Here is an 18,754-nt window from a genome sequence, read left to right as displayed (position 1 = left end):
ATCCGCGGCAGCTTCTGCCGGAGCCGGGCCTCGATCGCGTCCGTGTCGACGGTGACGAGCGGGGCGCCCATCGGGACGGCGGCGACGGCCTCGACCTCGGCCGGGGTCAGGACCCGGGTGCCGGAAGTCTTCACACGTTCCACACGGAACCAGGTCGAGCCGTAGAGCGCCCAGACCCCGCCGGCCACGAGCGCGACGAGGCCGAGCGCCACGAGGAGCAGCCGGGGGGCCGGCACCCGGAACCGTCGGTTCCGGGCGCCGGCGCCGGACGACCGCTCCGACGACCCCTTCGACTTGCTGGTACCGCTCTTCTCCGCGGTCGTCGGTCCGGCTGCCACCCCGCGCCTCCTGCCCTCAGTCCCCCGCCGTGTCTGCTAGCGGGAGGCGATCGCCTCGTACACCATGCCGACGAGCAGGTCGTCGGCGTCCCGGCGGCCGAACTCGGCGGCGGCGCGGGACATCTCGTACAACCGGTGCGGATCGGCCAGTACGGGCAGGACGTTGCCCTGCACCCACTGCGGCGTCAGCTCCGCGTCGTCGACGAGGAGTCCACCGCCCGCCTTGACCACCGGCTGGGCGTTGAGCCGCTGTTCGCCGTTGCCGATGGGCAGCGGGACGTACGCGGCGGGCAGCCCGACGGCGGAGAGCTCGGCGACGGTCATGGCGCCCGCGCGGCAGAGCATCATGTCGGCCGCGGCGTACGCGAGATCCATCCGGTCCACGTACGGTACCGGCACGTACGGCGGCATACCGGGCATGTTGTCGACGCGCGGCAGTTCGTTCTTCGGGCCGACCGCGTGCAGGATCTGGATGCCGGAGCGCTGCAGCACCGGGGCGATCTGCTGGATCACCTCGTTGAGCCGCCGGGCGCCCTGCGAACCGCCGGAGACCAGCAGCGTCGGCAGGTTCGGGTCGAGGCCGAAGGCGGCGCGCGCCTCGGGCCGCACCCGCGCCCGGTCGAGGGTCGCGATGGTGTGCCGCAGCGGGATGCCGATGTAACGGGCGTTGCGGAGCTTGCTGTCCGGGGTGGCGACGCCGACCCCGGCCGCGTACCGCGAACCGATCTTGTTGGCCAGGCCGGGCCGGGCGTTGGCCTCGTGGACCACGATGGGCACCCCGAGGCGCTTGGCCGCGAGATAGCCGGGCAGGGCCACATAGCCGCCGAAGCCGACCACGCAGTCCGCCTTGGTGCGCTCCAGGACCTGCTCGGCCGCCTTGATCGTGCCGCGCAGCCGCCCGGGGACGGTGATCAGCTCGGGGGTGGGCTTGCGGGGCAGCGGTACGGCGGGGATGAGCGCCAACTCGTAGCCCCGCTCGGGCACGAGCCGGGTCTCCAGACCCTTCTCCGTGCCGAGCGCCGTGATCCCCACGCTGGGGTCCTGCCTGCGCAGGGCGTCCGCGAGGGCGAGCGCGGGCTCGATGTGGCCGGCGGTCCCCCCACCGGCGAGTACGACATGCACCGAAATTCACCGCTCTCCGGACGGGCGCTTCTTGACGCGCCGTCGCATCGACTTCCATCTCTTCCCGGCCCGCTTGCCCCAGCCGGGGCGGCGCATGGCCAGGGCCGCTTTCGCGGCGGGTTCCTGTCGCGCGAAGGCGATGAGGAGCCCGACGGCGAACATGGTCGGCAGCAGGGCCGACCCTCCGTAGGAGAACAGCGGGAGCGGGACACCGGCGATCGGCAGCAGGCCGAGCACCGCACCGATGTTGATCACGGCCTGAGCCGTGATCCAGGTGGTCACACCTCCCGCGGCGAACCTCACGAAGGGGTCCTCCGTGCCTCCGGCCACGCGGATACCCGCATAGCCTAGAGCCGCGAACAGGGCGAGTACCGACAGCGTCCCCGCGAGCCCCAGTTCCTCACCGGTGACCGCGAAGATGAAGTCGGTGTGTGCTTCAGGGAGTTGGCCCCATTTCTCGACGCTCGCGCCGAGTCCGGAACCGAACCATCCGCCCGAGGCCAGAGCATAGATTCCGTGCGCGGCCTGCAGACAGGGGGCTCCCTCACCGCCGGGGTCGGTCGCTCCGATGCAGTCGAAGCGCTTCATCCGGTTGTCGCTCGTCTTGATCAGCAGGACGCCGATCGCGCCGGCGACCGTGAGGACGCCGACGAAGAGCCGGGTGGGCGCCCCGGCCGTCCACAGCAGGCCGAAGAGGATGGCCGCGAGGATGATCGAGGTGCCCATGTCGCCGCCGAGCATGATCAGCCCGAGCAGCATGAAGGCGCCCGGCACCAGCGGCACCAGCATGTGCTTCCACTGGGTCAGCAGTCGCATGTCCTGCTTGCGGGCGAGCAGGTCGGCCCCCCACAGGATCAGCGCCAGCTTGCCGAACTCGCTGGGCTGGAGCTGGAAGGGGCCGCCGAGGGAGATCCAGTTCTGGTTGCCGTTGACCGCGTGCCCTATCCCGGGGATCTGCACGAGGACCATCAGGAAGACCGCGCCGACCAGGATCGGGTAGGCCAGCGCCCGGTGCAGTCTGACCGGCATCCGGGAGGCGACCAGGAGCAGTCCGGTGCCGAGGAGCGCGGCGATGAACTGCTTCCGGAAGAAGTAGGAGGGCACCAGGTCGTAGCGGAGCGCCGTGATCATCGAGGCGGAGTAGACCATCACCAGGCCGAGCGTGGTGATGAGCAGCCCCGCGCCGATGATCACGTAGTACGCCGTGAGGGGCCGGTCCCAGGCCTTGCGGAGCCGCTCGTACAGCCCTCGCGGGCCTCCGCCGCGCGCCCGCCGCGGGGTCGCGGGGGCCCGCCCTCCGCCGCGTACGGCGGAAGGCCGGCGTGTCCCGGCGATCTTGCTCGGCATGGTCGCTGTCCCCTCCAGTCGTGCCCGGTCCGGCCGGACCCTCCCGCTGGTCGGGTCAGGCGTCCCCGGTGGCGGCGAGGGCGCGGACGGCGTCCGCGAAGGCCTCGCCCCGCTTGTTGTAGTTGGTGAACATGTCCATCGAGGCGCAGGCCGGGGCGAGCAGGACCGTGTCCCCCGGCCGGGCGAGCCGGGCCGCCTCGCGGACCGCCTCGGACATCGCCCCAGTGTCGGTCCGGTCGAGGTCCACCACCGGGACCTCCGGGGCGTGTCGCGCCAGGGCTTCGCGGATCAGGGCGCGGTCGGCGCCGATGAGGACGGCGCCGCGCAAGCGCTTCGCCGACCGCTGGACGAGCGCGTCGAAGGTCGCGCCCTTGGCGAGGCCGCCGGCGATCCAGACGATCGGGTCGTAGGCGGCCAACGAGGCTTCCGCGGCGTGGGTGTTGGTGGCCTTGGAGTCGTCGACGTACGTGACTCCCTGGACCTCCTCGACCAGTTCGATGCGGTGCGGGTCGGGCCGGAAGGCCTTGAGGCCGTCCCGTACGGCCTTCGCCTCGACGCCGAAGGCGCGCGCGAGGGCGGCGGCGGCGAGGGCGTTGGCGATGTTGTGCGGGGCCGGCGGCTGGACGTCGGTGACCTCGGCGAGCTCCTGGGCGTTCTTCTGCCGGTTCTCGACGAAGGCCCGGTCGACGAGGATGCCCTCGACGACGCCGAGCTGGGAGGGTCCGGGGGTGCCGAGGGTGAAGCCGATCGCGCGGCAGCCCTCCTCGACGTCGGCCTCGCGCACCAGGTCCTCGGTGACCTTGTCCGCGACGTTGTAGACGCAGGCGACCTGGTTGCCCTCGTAGATGCGGCCCTTGTCGGCGGCGTACGCCTCCATGGTGCCGTGCCAGTCGAGGTGGTCGGGCGCGAGGTTGAGCACGGCGGCGGAGTGGGCGCGGACGGACGGCGCCCAGTGCAGCTGGTAGCTGGAGAGCTCGACGGCGAGCACGTCGTACTCCTGCTCGCCGAGGACGGCGTCGAGGAGCGAGACGCCGATGTTCCCGACGGCGGCGGTCCGCAGACCGGCCGCCTCCAGGATGGAGGCGAGCATCCGCACGGTGGTGGTCTTGCCGTTGGTTCCGGTGACCGCGAGCCAGGGGGCGGCGTCCGGGCCCCGGAGCCGCCAGGCGAGCTCGACGTCGCCCCAGATCTCCACGCCCGCCTCGGCGGCGGCCGTGAAGAGGGGCTTGTCGGGCCGCCAGCCGGGGGTGGTGACGATCAGCTCGGTGCCGGCCGGCAGCGTCGCCCCGTCGCCGAGGCGGACGGTGATGCCCTCCGCCTCCAGTTCGGCGGCCTGGGCCCGGGAGCGCTCGTCGTCGCCGTCGTTGACGACGGTCACGAGCGCGCCAAGGCCGTGCAGGACGCGGGCGGCCGGGATGCCGGAGACCCCGAGCCCCGCGACGGTGACCTTCTTGCCGTTCCAGTCGAGCTGTTCTGTCACTTTTCCGATGCCCATCCCGCGTAGAAGAGGCCCAGGCCCACGATCACGCACATGCCCTGGATGATCCAGAACCGGACGACGACCAGGACCTCGGACCACCCCTTGAGTTCGAAGTGGTGCTGGAGGGGGGCCATCCGGAAGACGCGCTTGCCGGTCAGCTTGAACGAGCCGACCTGGATGACCACGGACATCGTGATCAGTACGAACAGGCCGCCGAGCAGAGCCAGCAGGAGCTCCGTACGGGAGCAGATGGCGAGACCGGCGAGGGCGCCGCCGAGGGCGAGCGAGCCGGTGTCACCCATGAAGATCTTGGCGGGCGAGGTGTTCCACCACAGGAAGCCGAAGCAGGCGCCCATCAGCGCGGAGGCGACGACCGCGAGGTCGAGCGGATCGCGGACCTCGAAACAGGCGTTGGGGTTGGTCAGCGTGATCGCGTTGGCACAGGACTCCTGGAACTGCCAGAGCCCGATGAAGGTGTACGCGCCGAAGACCATCACCGAGGCGCCGGTGGCCAGACCGTCCAGACCGTCCGTCAGGTTCACGCCGTTGGACATGGCCAGGATCATGAAGAGCGCCCAGACCACGAAGAGCACCGGGCCGATGGCCCAGCCGAAGTCCGTGATGAAGGAGAGCTTCGTGGAGGCCGGGGTGTTGCCCCGCAGGTCCGCGAACTGCAGCGCGAGCACGGCGAAGGCGATGCCGACGATCAGCTGGCCGGCCATCTTCGCCTTGGCCCGCAGACCGAGCGAACGCTGCTTGACGATCTTGATGTAGTCGTCGAGGAAGCCGACCAGGCCCATGCCGGCCATGAGGAACAGCACCAGGACGCCCGAGTACGTCGGGTCCTCACCGGTGATGACCTTGGCCAGCGCGTACGCGATGAGCGTGGCCAGGATGAAGGAGATGCCGCCCATGGTGGGCGTGCCCTTCTTCCCGGCGTGACCGCGCGGGCCGTCGTCCCGGATGAACTGCCCGTACCCCTTGCGGGCAAGGAGCTTGATCAGCAGCGGCGTGCCGATCAGGGTCAGGAAGAGCCCGATGGCCCCCGCGAAGAGGATCTGCCTCATCGGCCCGTGACCTCGCCCTCGGTGTCGAGGAGCGCCAGCGCGACCTTTTCGAGACCGACCGACCTGGAAGCCTTCACAAGGACGACATCCCCCGGACGCAGCTCACTGCGCAACAGGTCGACAGCCGCCTGCGCGTCGGACACGTGCACCGACTCCTCACCCCACGAACCCTCGTTATATGCGCCCAGTTGCAGCCAGGAAGCTTCCCTCTCCCCGACCGCCACGAGCTTGCTGACGTTGAGCCGGACGGCGAGCCGTCCGACCGCGTCGTGCTCGACGAGCGATGCGTCACCGAGCTCGGCCATCTTGCCGAGCACCGCCCACGTACGAGCCCCTCGGGCCTGTGCGGCCCTGCCCATGGCCGCGAGCGCGCGCAGGGCGGCTCGCATCGACTCGGGGTTCGCGTTGTAGGCGTCGTTGACGATCGTCACGCCGTCCGGACGCTCGGTGACCTCCATGCGCCAGCGCGACAGGGTGCCCGCCTCGGAGAGCGCGGTGGCGATCTCTTCGACGGGCATGCCCAGCTCGTGCGCGACGGCGGCCGCTGCGAGCGCGTTCGACACGTGGTGCTCACCGTACAGGCGCAAGGTCACGTCACTGCACCCGGTGGGTGTGTGAAGCCTGAAAGAAGGCTGTCCGTTCTCTGTGAGGTGGACGTTCTCGGCCCGTACGGCCGCTTCGTCCGCTTCGCCGAAGAGGGTCACGCGGGCCTTGGTGCGGCTCGCCATGGCGCGGACGAGCGGGTCGTCGGCGTTGAGGACCGCGATCCCGCCGTCCTCGGCGGAGGGGAGGGACTCGACGAGCTCGCCCTTCGCCTGGGCGATCTGCTCGCGGCCGCCGAACTCGCCGATGTGGGCGGTGCCCACGTTGAGGACGAGGCCGATGCGGGGCGGGGTGAGCTCCGTGAGGTAGCGGATGTGGCCGATGCCGCGGGCGCCCATCTCCAGGACCAGGTGCCGGGTCTCGTCGCTCGCGCGGAGCGCCGTGAGCGGCAGGCCGATCTCGTTGTTGAGCGAGCCGGGCGTCCACACGGTGGGCGCGTGCCGGTCGAGGACCTGGGCGATCAGGTCCTTGGTGGAGGTCTTGCCGGCCGAGCCGGTGAGGGCGACGACATCGGTGCCGAGCCGCTCCACGACCGTGCGGGCGAGGGCCCCCAGCGCGGTCTGGACGTCGTCGACGACGATGGCAGGGGCGCCGACGGGCCGGGCGGCGAGCACGGCCACCGCTCCGGCCGCGACGGCGCGCTCCGCGTAGTCGTGGCCGTCGACGTGCTCACCGGCGAAGGCCGCGAAGAGGCTGCCGGCCCGCACCTCGCGGGAGTCGATGACGACGGGGCCGGTGATCCGGGCGGCCGGATCCGGTATGTCGTGCGCCTGCCCGCCGACGATTTCGGCGATCTCGGCGAGGGAGAGGGCGATCACTGCTTCATCCCTGACTGTTCTCGTGACGGTGTGCGTCCTGCTGGCTCTGCTGGCTGAGAATCGCCTCGCGCAGGACCTGACGGTCGTCGAAGGGGCGTACGACCCCGGCGATCTCCTGGCCCTGCTCGTGGCCCTTTCCGGCGACGAGGACGGTGTCGCCGGGCCGTGCGCGGGCGACGGCGGCGGCGATCGCGGCGGCCCGGTCGGGTTCGACCAGGACGTTCCCGCGCTCCCCCGCCGGCACGTCGGCGGCGCCGGCGAGCATGGCGCTGAGGATCACCAGGGGGTCCTCGGAGCGGGGGTTGTCGGAGGTGAGGACGGCGGTGTCGGCGAGCCGGGCCGCGGCGGCGCCCATCGGGCCGCGTTTGGTGGAGTCCCGGTCGCCGCCGCAGCCGATGACCACGTGCAGCCGGCCCTCGGTGACCTCGCGCAGGGAGCGCAGGACCGATTCGACGGCGTCCGTCTTGTGCGCGTAGTCGACGACGGCGAGGTACGGCTGGCCGGCGTCGACCCGCTCCAGGCGGCCCGGTACGCCGGGGACGGCGGCGACGCCCTCGGCGGCCGCCTTCGGGTCGAGGCCCGCGGCGGCGAGGGTGGCGATCGCGGCGAGGGCGTTGGCGACGTTGAACGGGCCGGGCAGCGGGGCGGTGGCGGCAATCCGCTCGCCCTCGGGGCCGACGGCGGTGAACGTCGAGTCGTGGGAGCCGAGGACGAGGTCCTCGGCGCGCCAGTCGGCCTCGGGGCGGCCCTCGGCGGAGAAGGTGACGACCGGGACGGTCGCCTCGCCGGCGAGCCTGCGGCCGTAGGCGTCGTCGAGGTTGATCACGCCCAGGCGGCTGCGCTCGGGGGTGAAGAGCCCGGCCTTGGCCCGGAAGTAGTCCTCCATGTCGGAGTGGAACTCCATGTGCTCCGGGCTGAGGTTGTTGAAGACGGCGACGTCGAAGACGCATCCGTCGACCCGGCCGAGCACCAGGGCATGGCTGGAGACCTCCATGGCGACGGCCTCGACGCCCCGCTCGCGCATGACGGCGAACAGCGCCTGGAGGTCGGTGGCCTCGGGGGTGGTGCGCTCGGACTTGATGCGTTCGTCGCCGATCCGCATCTCGACGGTGCCGACGAGGCCGGTCCTGCGTCCGGAGCCGCGCAGGCCGCCCTCCACGAGGTACGCGGTGGTGGTCTTGCCGGAGGTGCCGGTGATGCCGATCTGGAGGAGGTCCTCGCCGGGGCGCCCGTAGATCGCGGCGGCGAGTTCGCCCATCCGGCCGCGCGGGTTCTCCACGACCAGGACCGGGAGGCCGGTCGCGGCGGCGCGCTCGGCGCCCGCCGGGTCGGTGAGGATCGCGGCGGCGCCGAGTCCGGCGGCCTGGGCGACGAAGTCGGCGCCGTGGGTGCGGGCGCCGGCCAGGGCCGCGTACAGGTCACCGGGGCGCACGGCCCGCGAGTCGTGCGTGATGCCCGAGATCTCGGCGTCCTGGGGGGCGTCGGCCCCCAGCTGCGCGGCCAGGTCGCCCAGGGGTGTCGGGCGGGCCTGCTCCGGCCGGGGTGGGGCGTTTCGGTACTGATCAGCGTGTGGCACGGCGGTGAGCGTACCGGGCGCACCCTGTGCGGGGCCAAAAGAGCCCGGGGCCTCGCCGGAGTTCGATTTCCGGTTCCCGGAATGGGGGGTGATCGTTGTCACTGGTGCTCCCGGAGTGTCACGGGGTGGGTTCGAAGGTGACCGGCAGTCGGGCGGGTTCGCTGCCCGTGGGCGCGACGTGGAGGGTCTTGAGGGCGAACTCCATGACCTTCTTGTAGATGGGTCCGCAGATCTGGCCGCCGAAGTAGCTGCCCTTGGTGGGGTTCTGGATGGCGCAGTAGACGGTGATCTGCGGGTCGTCGGCCGGGGCGAAGCCCGCGAAGGAGGCGGTGTAGCCCTTGTAGCGGCCGAGTTCGGGGTCGACGCGGTTGGCGGTGCCGGTCTTGCCGGCGACGCGGTAGCCGGGGATGGCGGCCCTGCTGCCGGTGCCCTCCCGGTCCTTGACGACGGACTCCAGCATCCGGGCGAGGGTCTTCGCCGTCTTCTCGCTGACGACGCGGGACTCCTTGGGCGCGGGGGCCGCCGTGAAGCGCCCGTCGGGGCCCTTGGTGCCGCGCACGAGGGTCGGTTCGATCCGTACGCCTCCGTTGGCGATGGTCGAGTACACGGAGGCGGCCTGCATGGCGCTGACGGAGAGGCCCTGGCCGAAGGGGATCGTGTACTGCTGCGAGGTGGACCAGTCCTGGGGCTTGGCGAGGATGCCGGGGGTCTCGCCGGGGAAGTCCAGGCCGGTGGGGCTGCCGATGCCGAACTTGCGCAGGTACGAGTGGAGGACCCGGTTGGCCTCCGGCTGGTCCTTGCCGAGCTGGCCGGTGGCGAGGATGGTGCCGATGTTGCTGGACTTGGCGAGGACGCCGTTGAGGGTCAGGTACCAGGTGATGTGGTCGATGTCGTCCTTGAAGAGCCGGTCGCCGCGGTGGAGCCGGTTGGGGACGGTGACGTGGGTGTCGGGGGTCGCCCTGCCCTCCTCCAGGACGGCGGCCATGGACATCACCTTGGCGGTGGAGCCGGGCTCGTAGGCGTCCTGGAGGGCGGCGTTGCCCATGGCGGCGGCGTTGGCGGCGGAGAGGTCGTTGGGGTCGAAGCCGGGGGCGTTGGCCATGGCGAGGACCTCGCCGGTCCTGGTGTTCTGCACGACGACGTAGCCGCGGTCCGCCCTGGACTTCTTCACCTGCTCGGTGATGGCCTGCTGGGCGGCCCACTGGATGTCCCGGTCGATGGTCAGCTCGATGTCGGAGCCGGGGACGGCGGGGGTGCCCTGGGAGCCCGCGGTGGGCACCTGGCGGCCGCCGGACTGGGTGAAGCGGATCTTGCCGTCCTTGCCGGCGAGCTCCGCGTCGAGCATGGACTCCACGCCGCCGGCGCCCTTGCCCTCGGCGTTGACGTAGCCCAGTATCCCGGCGGCGAGTTCGCCGTTCGGGTACACGCGCTTGGTGCTGGGCTCGCTGAGGATGCCGCCGAGGAGGTTGATCCCGTTGCCGCCGACGGCCTGCGCCTTCTGCCCGTAGACCTTCTTGAGGTCCTTGATCTGGTTCCAGACCTGCGGGGTCTGCTTGCGGGCGAGGAGGGTGTAGCGGGACTTGGGGGTGCGGAGCTTCTTCGCGAGCTCGGCGGGCTGCTTGCCGAGGATCGGGGCGAGGAGCGCGGCCGCCTGCTCGGGGGCGTCGGCGAGCTTGGACTCCTCGCGGGTGAAGAGCTTGGGGTCGGCGGTGATGTCGTACGCGTCGACGCTGGCGGCGAGCGCGATGCCGTTGCGGTCGGTGATCTCGCCCCGCTCGGCGGAGAGCGTGTACTCCTGGAAGCGGTACTTGTCGGCCTTCGCCGCGTACGCGGAGGCGTCGACCGCCTGGACCTGGAGCAGCCGCACCACGAAGACCAGCATGACGAGGGTCAGGCCGAGGGAGATCAGCCGCAGCCGGGGCCGCGGGCTGCCGAGCCGGATGGTGCGGGGCTGCCGGGCCGGGGGCCGCTTCCCCGCCGGGCGCGGGGCGGGCCGGGACGGACGTGCTCCCGGCGTACGGGCTCCGGCGGAGGCGGGCCGGGGACGCGCGGGCCGCGCGGGGCCGGGGACGCGACGGCGCGGGGGCTCCTTGGAGGGCACTGCTCGGTCACCTGCCGGTTTGTTGCGGTTCGGGTGCGGTCACTGGGGCCTCTGGCACCGGCCCTGTCCGTGCCTCGCGGTCCTGGACATCTGGCCCCGGCATCGTCCACGCCTGGCCGGCCCCGGTGGGGCCCGGGCTGGTGGCACTTCCGCCGGGAGGAAAGGTGCTGGTCGGGCTTGTGTCGGGGTTCGCCAGTGCTGTTCCGGTGGTCGCCGGGCCGTCGAACGTACGGGGATCCGTCGAGAAGTCGGTCCGGGTGGCGGGCGTGGTCCCGGTGGGCGCCGGCGTCTTCTGGCTGACGGCGGGCTTCGGGGGCTTCGGCTTCGGGGTCGGCTTCGGGGCGACCGCCACCGAGGGCTCGCCCAGGACCTTGCCGTCCGGGCCGAGGAAGGCGGGGCTGCCGCCCGGGACCATGCCGAGCTCGCGGGCCCGCCGCTCCAGGGCGTCGGGGGCCGCGTAGTCGTCGACGTCCCGCTGGAGCGCCTGCTCCTCGTCGGTGAGCTCGGTGGTCTTGTTCTTGAGCTCGTTCAGCTTGAAGGAGCCCTGGTTGAGCGCCGAGTTCAGCAGGAGCAGGGAGATGAGTCCGCCGCCGAGCAGCACGACGACGAGCAGGACGAAGGGGGTGCGGGCGGCCGAGCTGGGCCCCGACGGCATGAGCCGTCCGAGCCGCGCGGCCCGCCCTTTGAGGGGCCCCTTCGCCGTGCTCACAGGACGTCTTCCCGGATGCGCTCGACGCCCCGGAGCCGGGCCGGGGCGGCGCGCCGGTTCTCGGCGACCTCCTCCTCCGTGGGCAGCTCGGCGCCGCGGGTGAGCAGCTTCAGCCGGGGCTGGTACTTCTCGGGGACGACCGGAAGCCCGGGCGGGGCGGTGGTCGCCGCGCCGGCCGCGAAGACGCCCTTCACGATCCGGTCCTCCAGGGACTGGTACGAGAGGACGACCACCCGGCCGCCGACGGCGAGGGCCTTCACGGCCGCCGGGATGGCCTTCTCGACGCTGTCGAGCTCGTGGTTGACCTCGATGCGCAGGGCCTGGAAGGTGCGCTTCGCCGGGTTGCCGCCGGTGCGCTTGGCAGCCTGGGGCAGCGCGTCGCGGATGAGCTCGACGAGCCGGGCGCTGTTGGTGAAGGGCTCCTTGTCGCGCTCGCGCACGATCGCGGAGACGATCCGCTTGGCCTGCTTCTCCTCGCCGTACGCCCGCAGGATCCGGACCAGCTCGCCGGCCGGGTAGGTGTTGAGGACCTCGGCCGCGCTGATGCCGGTCGTCTGGTCCATGCGCATGTCGAGCGGGGCGTCCTGGGCGTAGGCGAAGCCGCGGTCGGCCTCGTCCAGCTGCATGGAGGAGACGCCCAGGTCGAAGAGGACGCCGTCCACCTTGGGGATGCCGAGCCGGTCGAGGACCTCGGGCAGCTCGTCGTACACGGCGTGGACGAGGGTGGCCCGGTCCCCGTACGGGGCGAGCCGCTCGCCGGAGAGCCGCAGGGCCTCCTTGTCGCGGTCGAGGGCGACGAGCCGCGCCTCGGGGAACCGCTGCAGGAGGGCCTCGCTGTGGCCTCCGAGGCCCAGGGTGCAGTCGACGACGACCGCGCCGGGGCGCTGCAGGGCGGGGGCCAACATGTCCAGGCACCGCTGGAGCATCACCGGGACGTGTCGGTCGTTGCTCAATGCGCCCTCTCAGATCCGGCGCGGAGGCACGTACCGCGGGAGAGGCCGAGCCGTAGGTACCGCCGCACACACGGGGGAGAAACCGCGGAAAATCGCTCGTTGTCTCCGTGAACTCCGCGTCACTTTAGTCCACGGGACCCGCCGGTCAATCAACCGACTGGCGGGTCGCGGAACCCGGGCGGCCCCACCTGTGGGTTAGCTCACAACAAGACTCATTGATGTTCTTTGTCCCCTCTCACAGCGGGCCGGAAAGGGGCGTGACCATTACCGTCGGAATCATGTCGACCTCCGCGCACCCCTCTGCCGACGCCATACGCACCGGCGCCACGGTCACCGACCGTCTCGTCGAGGCCAACGAACGCTACGCCTCGGATTTCACCGACCCCGGAATGGACGCGCGGCCCGTACTGCGCGTCGCCGTCGTCGCCTGCATGGACGCCCGTCTCGACCTGCACGCGGCCCTCGGCCTTGAACTCGGCGACTGCCACACCATCCGCAACGCGGGCGGTGTCGTCACCGACGACGTGATCCGCTCGCTCACCATCAGCCAGCGGGCCCTCGGCACCCGCAGCGTGATGCTGGTGCACCACACGAACTGCGGTCTCGAATCGCTCACCGAGGACTTCCGGCACGAGCTGGAGGACGAGGTCGGCCAGCGCCCCGCCTGGGCGGTCGAGGCCTTCCGCGACGTCGACCAGGACGTCCGCCAGTCGATGCAGCGGGTCAGGACCTCCCCCTTCCTGCTGCACTCGGACGACGTCCGGGGCTTCGTCTTCGACGTGACCACGGGTCTGCTGCGCGAGATCGACCCGGCGTAAACCGTCAAACCCTGGCATTTCCCCTGCACTTGTCCGCATGCAAGTGACAGGCCCGGCCACGGCAACAACAATGCTCGGACGACAGTTCCGAAAGGCCGAGGAGGGCCGGGGTGACGACCTATGACGATCGAGCGAGCCTCGCTGATCTGACCACCACTGTGGAGAGAGTCCGCAGATCGGTGGAGAGTGTGATCGAGGGCAAGCCCGAGGTCGTACGGCTTTCGCTGACCGTGCTGCTCGCCGAGGGGCACCTCCTGATCGAGGATGTCCCCGGCGTCGGCAAGACCATGCTGGCCAAGACGCTGGCCAAGTCCATCGACTGCTCGGTGCGACGCATCCAGTTCACGCCCGACCTGCTGCCCTCGGACGTCACCGGCGTGTCGATCTTCGACCAGCAGCGCCGGGACTTCGAGTTCAAGCCGGGCGCGATCTTCGCCCAGATCGTGATCGGCGACGAGATCAACCGCGCCTCGCCGAAGACCCAGTCCGCGCTCCTGGAGTCCATGGAGGAGCGCCAGGTCACGGTCGACGGCCAGACGTACGAGCTGCCGAGCCCGTTCATGGTGGTCGCCACCCAGAACCCGGTCGAGATGGAGGGCACCTACCCGCTGCCCGAGGCCCAGCGCGACCGCTTCATGGCCCGCGTCTCCATCGGCTACCCCAGCGCCGAGGCCGAGCTCCAGATGCTCGACGTGCACGGCTCGGTCTCCCCGCTGGACGACCTCCAGCCGGTCGCCCACGCCCACGACGTCCTCAAGCTGATCGAGGCCGTGCGCAGGGTCCACGTCGCCGACGCGGTACGCCGCTACGCGGTCGACATCGTCGCCGCCACCCGCACCCACCCCGACCTGCGGCTCGGTGCCTCCCCCCGGGCCACCCTGCACCTGCTGCGGGCCGCCAAGGCCTCCGCGGCGCTCAGCGGCCGCGAGTACGTCCTGCCGGACGACCTCCAGGCCCTCGCCGCGCCCGTCCTCGCCCACCGGCTGCTGCCGACGGCGCAGGCCCAGCTGAACCGCCGCACCGCCGAGCAGGTCGTCGACGAGATCCTCCAGCGCACCCCCGTCCCGGCCGCGGCCCCGCCCGCCGGACCGCTCTACGGCCAGCAGCAGCCCGGCGCCCGGCGGCTGTGATGAGTGGCTCCGCCGTGCCGGACGGACCGCGGGGCGACGAGGACGACCGGGGCGGCCTGCGGGCCGCCCTCGGCGGCCTCACCACCCGCGGCCGCTCCTTCCTCGCCGCCGGGGTCGCCGCAGCCGCCTGTGCGTACGTCCTCGGCCAGGCCGACCTGCTGCGCGTCGGGCTGCTGCTCGCCGCCCTCCCGCTGATCTGCGTCCTCGTGCTGCACCGCACCCGCTACCGCGTCGCCGCCTCCCGCCGGCTCACCCCCCAGCGGGTCGAGACCTCCACCGAGGCACGGGTCCAGCTGCGGATGGAGAACGTCTCCAAGCTGCCCACCGGTCTGCTGATGCTCCAGGACCACGTGCCGTACATGCTGGGGCCCCGCCCCCGCTTCGTCCTCGACCGGGTCGAGGCCGGCGGCCGGCGCGAGGTGTCCTACCGGGTCCGCTCCGACCTGCGCGGCCGCTTCCCGCTGGGCCCGCTCCAGCTGCGGCTCAACGACCCCTTCGGGATGTGCGAGCTGACCCGCTCCTTCAGCGCCTACGACACCCTCACCGTCGTGCCCCGCACCGAGGCCCTCCCGCCCGTGAAGCTCTTCGGCGAGGCCGGGGGGTACGGGGACGGGCAGTCCCGCTCCCTCGCGCTCGCCGGCGACGACGACGTCATCCCGCGCACCTACCGGCACGGCGACGACCTGCGCCGGGTCCACTGGCGCTCCACCGCCCGCTACGGCGAGCTGATGGTCCGCCGCGAGGAGCTGCCCCAGCGGGCCCGCTGCACCGTCCTCCTCGACACCCGGCGGATCGCCTTCCAGGGCGCCGGCCCCGACTCGGCCTTCGAGTGGGCCGTCTCCGGCACCGCCTCCGCGCTCGTCCACATGCTGGAGCGCGGCTACGCGGTCCGGCTGCTCACCGACACCGGCAGCGCGATCCCCGGCGAGGGCGCCGAGGGCTTCGCCGGCTCGGCACACGACTCGGCCGAGGCGGCCGGCCTGATGATGGACACCCTCGCGGTCGTCGACCACTCCGAGGGCGCCGGCCTCTCCCGCGCCTCCGACGTGCTGCGCGGCGGCGGCGACGGGCTGCTCATCGCCTTCCTCGGCGACCTCGACGAGGAGCAGGCCGCCCTCGCCGCCCGGATGCGCGGGCGGGCCGGCGCGGCCGTCGCCTTCGTCCTGGACTCCGGCACCTGGATCACCGGCGGCGCGGTCCCCGGAGCGGTCGACAACCGGGTGCGGCAGCTGCGCGAGGCGGGCTGGACGGCGCTCGCCGTGCCGGCCGGCGCCTCCCTCGCCGACCTGTGGCAGCAGGCGGCCGGGCTCCGTCCGGAGACCGCCGCCGCCGACACCTACGGAGGATGGTCATGAGCGGCCGCACACGGCTGACGCTCGCGTCCTGGGCCGCCACCCTGATGGCGGCCGGGGCGCTGCTGCCCCTGGTGAAGCCGGCCACCTGGATCTTCACGGCCGCCTTCGTCCTCGCCCTGGTGAGCGGGGTGGGCACGCTGGCCCGGCGGGTGCCGCTGGCCCGGCCGCTGACCGTGCTCGCGCAGACCGTCGCCGCGGTCCTCGCGCTGACCGTGTGCTTCGCCCGGGAGCAGGCCTATGTGTGGCTCGTCCCTGGCCCCGAGGTCTTCACGCACGCCGCCGAGCTGTTCCGGGCGGGCGCCGAGGACGTCGGCCGGTACGCGATCCCCGCGCCCGACACCGAGGGCATCCGGCTCATGCTGGTCGGCGGCGTCGTCGGGATCGGGCTCCTCGTCGACACCCTCGCGGTCACCTTCCGCAAGGCGGCCCCGGCCGGCCTGCCGCTGCTCGCCCTGTACTCGGTGGCCGCCGGGCTCTCCGGCGGCGGGGCCGGCTGGCTCTGGTTCCTCCTCGCGGCCTCCGGTTATCTGCTGCTGCTCCTCGCCGAGGGCCGTGACCGGCTCTCGCAGTGGGGGCGGGTCTTCGGCGGCGCCCAGCGCTCCGGCCGGCCCGGCTCCAGCGTCGCCGCCGGCGGCGCCTCCGCCTTCGCCCCGGTCCGCACCGGCCGCCGGATCGGCGCCGTCGCCATGGGCGTCGCACTCGTGGCGCCGCTCGCGCTGCCGGGCTTCTCCGGCGGGCTCTTCGGCGGCGGCGGCGAGGGGAGCGGGGGCGCCGGCAAGGGCGGCACGATCTCCGCCGTGAACCCGCTGGTCTCCCTGCAGAACAATCTGCGCCAGCCGGAGGACCGGGAGGTCCTGCGCTACCGGACGAACGCCCGCGACACCAGCGGCCTGTACCTGCGGCTCGTCGCCCTCGACCAGTTCGACGGCACGTCGTGGAAGTCCTCGGTCCGCCCGATCGAGGACGTGCCCAAGCAGCTGCCCTGGCCGGACGGCCTCTCCCAGAGCGTCCGGATCACCGAGGTCACCAGCAACTTCGTCGCCTCCGACGCGTACGAGCAGAAGTGGCTGCCCATGCCGTACCCGGCGGGCCGGGTCGACATCGACGGACGCTGGCGGTACGAGCCGGCCGGCCGGATGCTCGTCGGCGACGACAAGCAGACCACCAAGGGCGCCCGCTACCAGGTCTCCAGCCTGGACGTGCAGCCGACGGCCGGGCAGCTGGCCGCCGCCGGGCCCGCACCGGAGAAGCTGCGCCGCGAGTACACCAAGGTGCCGACGACGCTCCCGGCCGACGTACGGGCGACGGCGCTGAACGTCACCAAGGGCGCGCGGAACGACTACGAGCGGGCGGTGAAGCTCCAGGACTGGTTCTCCCAGGAGGGCGGCTTCCGCTACGACGTCGACGTGGAGTCCGGCACCGGGGTCCAGGCGATCTCCCGCTTCCTGAAGGACAAGGAGGGCTTCTGCGTCCACTTCTCCTTCTCGATGGCGGCCATGGCCCGCTCGCTCGGCATCCCGGCCCGGGTGGCCGTGGGCTTCATGCCGGGCACGACGCAGACCGACGGCTCGGTGTCCGTCGGCATCCGGGACGCGCACGCCTGGCCCGAGCTGTACTTCGAGGGCGCCGGGTGGACGCGGTTCGAGCCGACCCCCTCGCGGGGCTCCACCCCCGCGTACACCCGGGAGAACACCCCCTCGGGCACGGCCACCGGGCCCGCGCAGCCGCAGCAGAGCGCCTCGGCGCAGCCGTCCGCCGCGCCCAGCGCGTCGGAGAGCTGCACGCCGCAGATGAAGAAGCTCGGCGACTGCGGTCCCGACGCGGCGGCGGCCGGTGCCTCCGGCGACGACTCCGGCCCTGACCTCCGGACGGTCCTCCTCCTGTCCCTGGCGGCGGTCCTCCTCGTCTCGCTCCCCCTCCTCCCGCTCTTCTGGCGGACGCGGGTACGGGCGCGGCGGCTCGGCCCGGACGGCGGCACGCTCGCGGTCTGGGAGGAGATCAACGACACGGCCTGGGACTACGGGGTCGAGCCGGACGAATCCCTGACGCCGAGGAAGTCGGCGGCGCGGATCGTCCGCCTCGGTGAGCTCCGGGGCGAGTCCGCGGACGCGGTGCACCGGGTGGCCCGGGCGGTGGAGGAGGTCCTGTACGCGCCTCGGCCGCCGGCGGTGGCGGGGCTGGGCTCCGAGGCCGGTCGGGTCCGTGCGGGCTTCCACGCGGGCGCGAACCGTGCCGACCGGCTGCGGGCGCTTCTGGCCCCTCGCTCGGCGAACCGCGTCCGGTGGGCGGCGTCCGCGCGCTGGTCGTCGTGGACGATGCGGCGTCGGGCGCTGGGGATGCGGGCGGCAGCCGCGCTCCGCCGCCGCGAAGCCAACTGACGCGCTCGGTTGCGGCCGGCGCCCCGCCGCGACGGTGCCCCCCCGTTGTGGGCATGCGTTCCGCCGGGGCGGAACGGGTGGGCACAACGGACGGCGCCCCTGCCGGCGCCAGAGGCTTACGCGCCCTGACCCGCACCCCGTGCGCAGTGCACTGGTGGTGCGGGCCAAGGCGCGGAACGCGGAGGCGCCGCGAGAGGGCGCCGTCCCGTGTGCCCACCCGTCCCGCCCTGCGGGACGATTGCCCACACGGGGGTGGGCCGGGGCACCGCCCAGCACGGCGCGGGCCCCACGGGAACGCGTCGAGCCCCGCAGGGCGGCGCGGGTTCGCGTCGGTCCTGCGGGGCTCGGGTGTTCGGGGGGCGGGGCTACCGCTCCGGGGCCGTCAGTGGCCGCCGCCCTGCTGCTCATCGCGACGCCGCTGCCACCGCGCCTCGATCCGGTCCATCATGGAGCGTCGCTGCCGAGCCGGACGGCCCGCGGCCGCCCGCTGTTCACCCGGCTTCGGCGCCTTGCGCCATCCGGTGACCGCCAGGACCGCGCAGCCCAGCATGACGAGGAATCCCACCACGCTGATCCAGATCTGCTGTGCGACCATTCCGGCCATGAGGAGCGCGATACCCACCAGGAAGCCGGCGACTGCCTGGTAAACCCGTCGCCGGGTGTACGTACGCAGTCCGCTTCCCTCGAGCGCTGTCGCGAACTTGGGATCTTCGGCGTACAGCGCTCGCTCCATCTGCTCGAGCATTCGCTGCTCGTGCTCCGAGAGCGGCACGGAGTCCTCCTAGTCGTCGGTCGCGGGGGCGACCGGTTTGCGGCCCTTTCAGGATAGGCAGGGAATCGCCCCCGTGAAACCCGCCCTCAATGCCGAATAGCCAATCCGGGCCGCCATGCGGATCGGTTGCTGAGGCGTTGATTCCCCAGCCCCTTGTCCGTCATGCCGGATGGTGTCCCCCGATCAT

15 protein-coding genes are annotated in these 18,754 nt (G+C 72.5%); 4 read left to right on the top strand and 11 right to left on the bottom strand.

Going from position 1 to position 18,754, the window contains the following annotated elements:
* The 10 genes from ABT041_RS07825 to rsmH all read right to left on the bottom strand — a co-directional run.
* Positions 1-338, bottom strand: a 338-nt coding sequence (locus ABT041_RS07825) for an FtsQ-type POTRA domain-containing protein (protein ID WP_351180664.1), incomplete at its 3' end; no start/stop codon positions are given.
* 36 nt (positions 339-374) lie between these two features.
* Positions 375-1,460, bottom strand: a complete 1,086-nt coding sequence (gene murG, locus ABT041_RS07820) for an undecaprenyldiphospho-muramoylpentapeptide beta-N-acetylglucosaminyltransferase (RefSeq protein WP_351180661.1) — start codon at positions 1,458-1,460, stop codon at positions 375-377.
* A gap of 6 nt (positions 1,461-1,466) precedes the next feature.
* On the bottom strand, positions 1,467-2,807 hold the full coding sequence (gene ftsW, locus ABT041_RS07815; RefSeq protein ID WP_351180658.1) for a putative lipid II flippase FtsW: 1,341 nt from the start codon (positions 2,805-2,807) through the stop codon (positions 1,467-1,469).
* Positions 2,808-2,862: 55 nt separating this feature from the next.
* A complete protein-coding gene (murD, locus tag ABT041_RS07810) occupies positions 2,863-4,302 on the bottom strand; it encodes a UDP-N-acetylmuramoyl-L-alanine--D-glutamate ligase (RefSeq protein ID WP_351180655.1) in 1,440 nt (479 codons plus the stop codon).
* Positions 4,284-5,354, bottom strand: a complete 1,071-nt coding sequence (gene mraY, locus ABT041_RS07805; RefSeq protein ID WP_351180652.1) for a phospho-N-acetylmuramoyl-pentapeptide-transferase — start codon at positions 5,352-5,354, stop codon at positions 4,284-4,286. Before mraY ends, murD begins: the two co-directional genes overlap by 19 nt.
* Positions 5,351-6,775, bottom strand: coding sequence for a UDP-N-acetylmuramoyl-tripeptide--D-alanyl-D-alanine ligase (locus ABT041_RS07800; RefSeq protein WP_351180649.1), 1,425 nt, complete (start codon positions 6,773-6,775; stop codon positions 5,351-5,353). Before ABT041_RS07800 ends, mraY begins: the two co-directional genes overlap by 4 nt.
* A gap of 4 nt (positions 6,776-6,779) precedes the next feature.
* Complete coding sequence (locus ABT041_RS07795) at positions 6,780-8,453, bottom strand: UDP-N-acetylmuramoyl-L-alanyl-D-glutamate--2,6-diaminopimelate ligase (protein ID WP_351180648.1); 1,674 nt, start codon at positions 8,451-8,453, stop codon at positions 6,780-6,782.
* Between the two features lie 16 nt (positions 8,454-8,469).
* Entirely contained in the window at positions 8,470-10,452 is a 1,983-nt protein-coding gene (locus tag ABT041_RS07790) for a peptidoglycan D,D-transpeptidase FtsI family protein (protein WP_351180645.1), read from the bottom strand.
* A gap of 7 nt (positions 10,453-10,459) precedes the next feature.
* Positions 10,460-11,161, bottom strand: coding sequence for a cell division protein FtsL (gene ftsL / locus ABT041_RS07785; RefSeq protein ID WP_351180642.1), 702 nt, complete (start codon positions 11,159-11,161; stop codon positions 10,460-10,462).
* Positions 11,158-12,114, bottom strand: coding sequence for a 16S rRNA (cytosine(1402)-N(4))-methyltransferase RsmH (gene rsmH, locus ABT041_RS07780; protein ID WP_351180639.1), 957 nt, complete (start codon positions 12,112-12,114; stop codon positions 11,158-11,160). Before rsmH ends, ftsL begins: the two co-directional genes overlap by 4 nt.
* A 278-nt stretch (positions 12,115-12,392) precedes the next feature.
* Between rsmH and ABT041_RS07775 the strand changes: the two genes are divergently transcribed.
* The 4 genes from ABT041_RS07775 to ABT041_RS07760 all read left to right on the top strand — a co-directional run bounded on the left by ABT041_RS07775 (position 12,393) and on the right by ABT041_RS07760 (position 17,795).
* The gene (locus ABT041_RS07775; RefSeq protein ID WP_351180636.1) at positions 12,393-12,932 is read left to right on the top strand and encodes a beta-class carbonic anhydrase; all 540 of its coding nucleotides are present in this window, start codon (positions 12,393-12,395) and stop codon (positions 12,930-12,932) included.
* A 110-nt stretch (positions 12,933-13,042) separates the two neighbouring features.
* On the top strand, positions 13,043-14,062 hold the full coding sequence (locus ABT041_RS07770; protein ID WP_351180633.1) for an AAA family ATPase: 1,020 nt from the start codon (positions 13,043-13,045) through the stop codon (positions 14,060-14,062).
* Positions 14,062-15,417: a DUF58 domain-containing protein gene (locus ABT041_RS07765; protein ID WP_351180630.1), complete on the top strand. Its 1,356-nt coding sequence runs from the start codon at positions 14,062-14,064 to the stop codon at positions 15,415-15,417. The genes ABT041_RS07770 and ABT041_RS07765 overlap by 1 nt, the downstream gene beginning before the upstream one ends.
* Positions 15,414-17,795: a transglutaminase TgpA family protein gene (locus tag ABT041_RS07760; RefSeq protein ID WP_351180627.1), complete on the top strand. Its 2,382-nt coding sequence runs from the start codon at positions 15,414-15,416 to the stop codon at positions 17,793-17,795. Before ABT041_RS07765 ends, ABT041_RS07760 begins: the two co-directional genes overlap by 4 nt.
* A 382-nt stretch (positions 17,796-18,177) precedes the next feature.
* Here the strand turns inward: ABT041_RS07760 and ABT041_RS07755 are convergent, their stop codons facing one another.
* The gene (locus tag ABT041_RS07755; RefSeq protein WP_351180624.1) at positions 18,178-18,567 is read right to left on the bottom strand and encodes an SCO2097 family morphological protein; all 390 of its coding nucleotides are present in this window, start codon (positions 18,565-18,567) and stop codon (positions 18,178-18,180) included.
* Positions 18,568-18,754 lie beyond the last annotated feature (187 nt).

The organism is Streptomyces sp. NPDC002825 (assembly GCF_040295385.1).
GTDB lineage: Bacteria > Actinomycetota > Actinomycetes > Streptomycetales > Streptomycetaceae > Streptomyces.
This window is presented reverse-complemented; position numbering and strand designations above follow the sequence as displayed.

Coding starts and splice junctions, on each gene's coding strand:
- ftsW (WP_351180658.1), bottom strand. CDS start 2,807: ATGCCGAGCAAGATCGCCGGGACACGCCGGCCTTCCGCCGTACGCGGC.
- murD (WP_351180655.1), bottom strand. CDS start 4,302: ATGGGCATCGGAAAAGTGACAGAACAGCTCGACTGGAACGGCAAGAAG.
- mraY (WP_351180652.1), bottom strand. CDS start 5,354: ATGAGGCAGATCCTCTTCGCGGGGGCCATCGGGCTCTTCCTGACCCTG.
- ABT041_RS07775 (WP_351180636.1), top strand. CDS start 12,393: ATGTCGACCTCCGCGCACCCCTCTGCCGACGCCATACGCACCGGCGCC.
- ABT041_RS07765 (WP_351180630.1), top strand. CDS start 14,062: ATGAGTGGCTCCGCCGTGCCGGACGGACCGCGGGGCGACGAGGACGAC.
- ABT041_RS07760 (WP_351180627.1), top strand. CDS start 15,414: ATGAGCGGCCGCACACGGCTGACGCTCGCGTCCTGGGCCGCCACCCTG.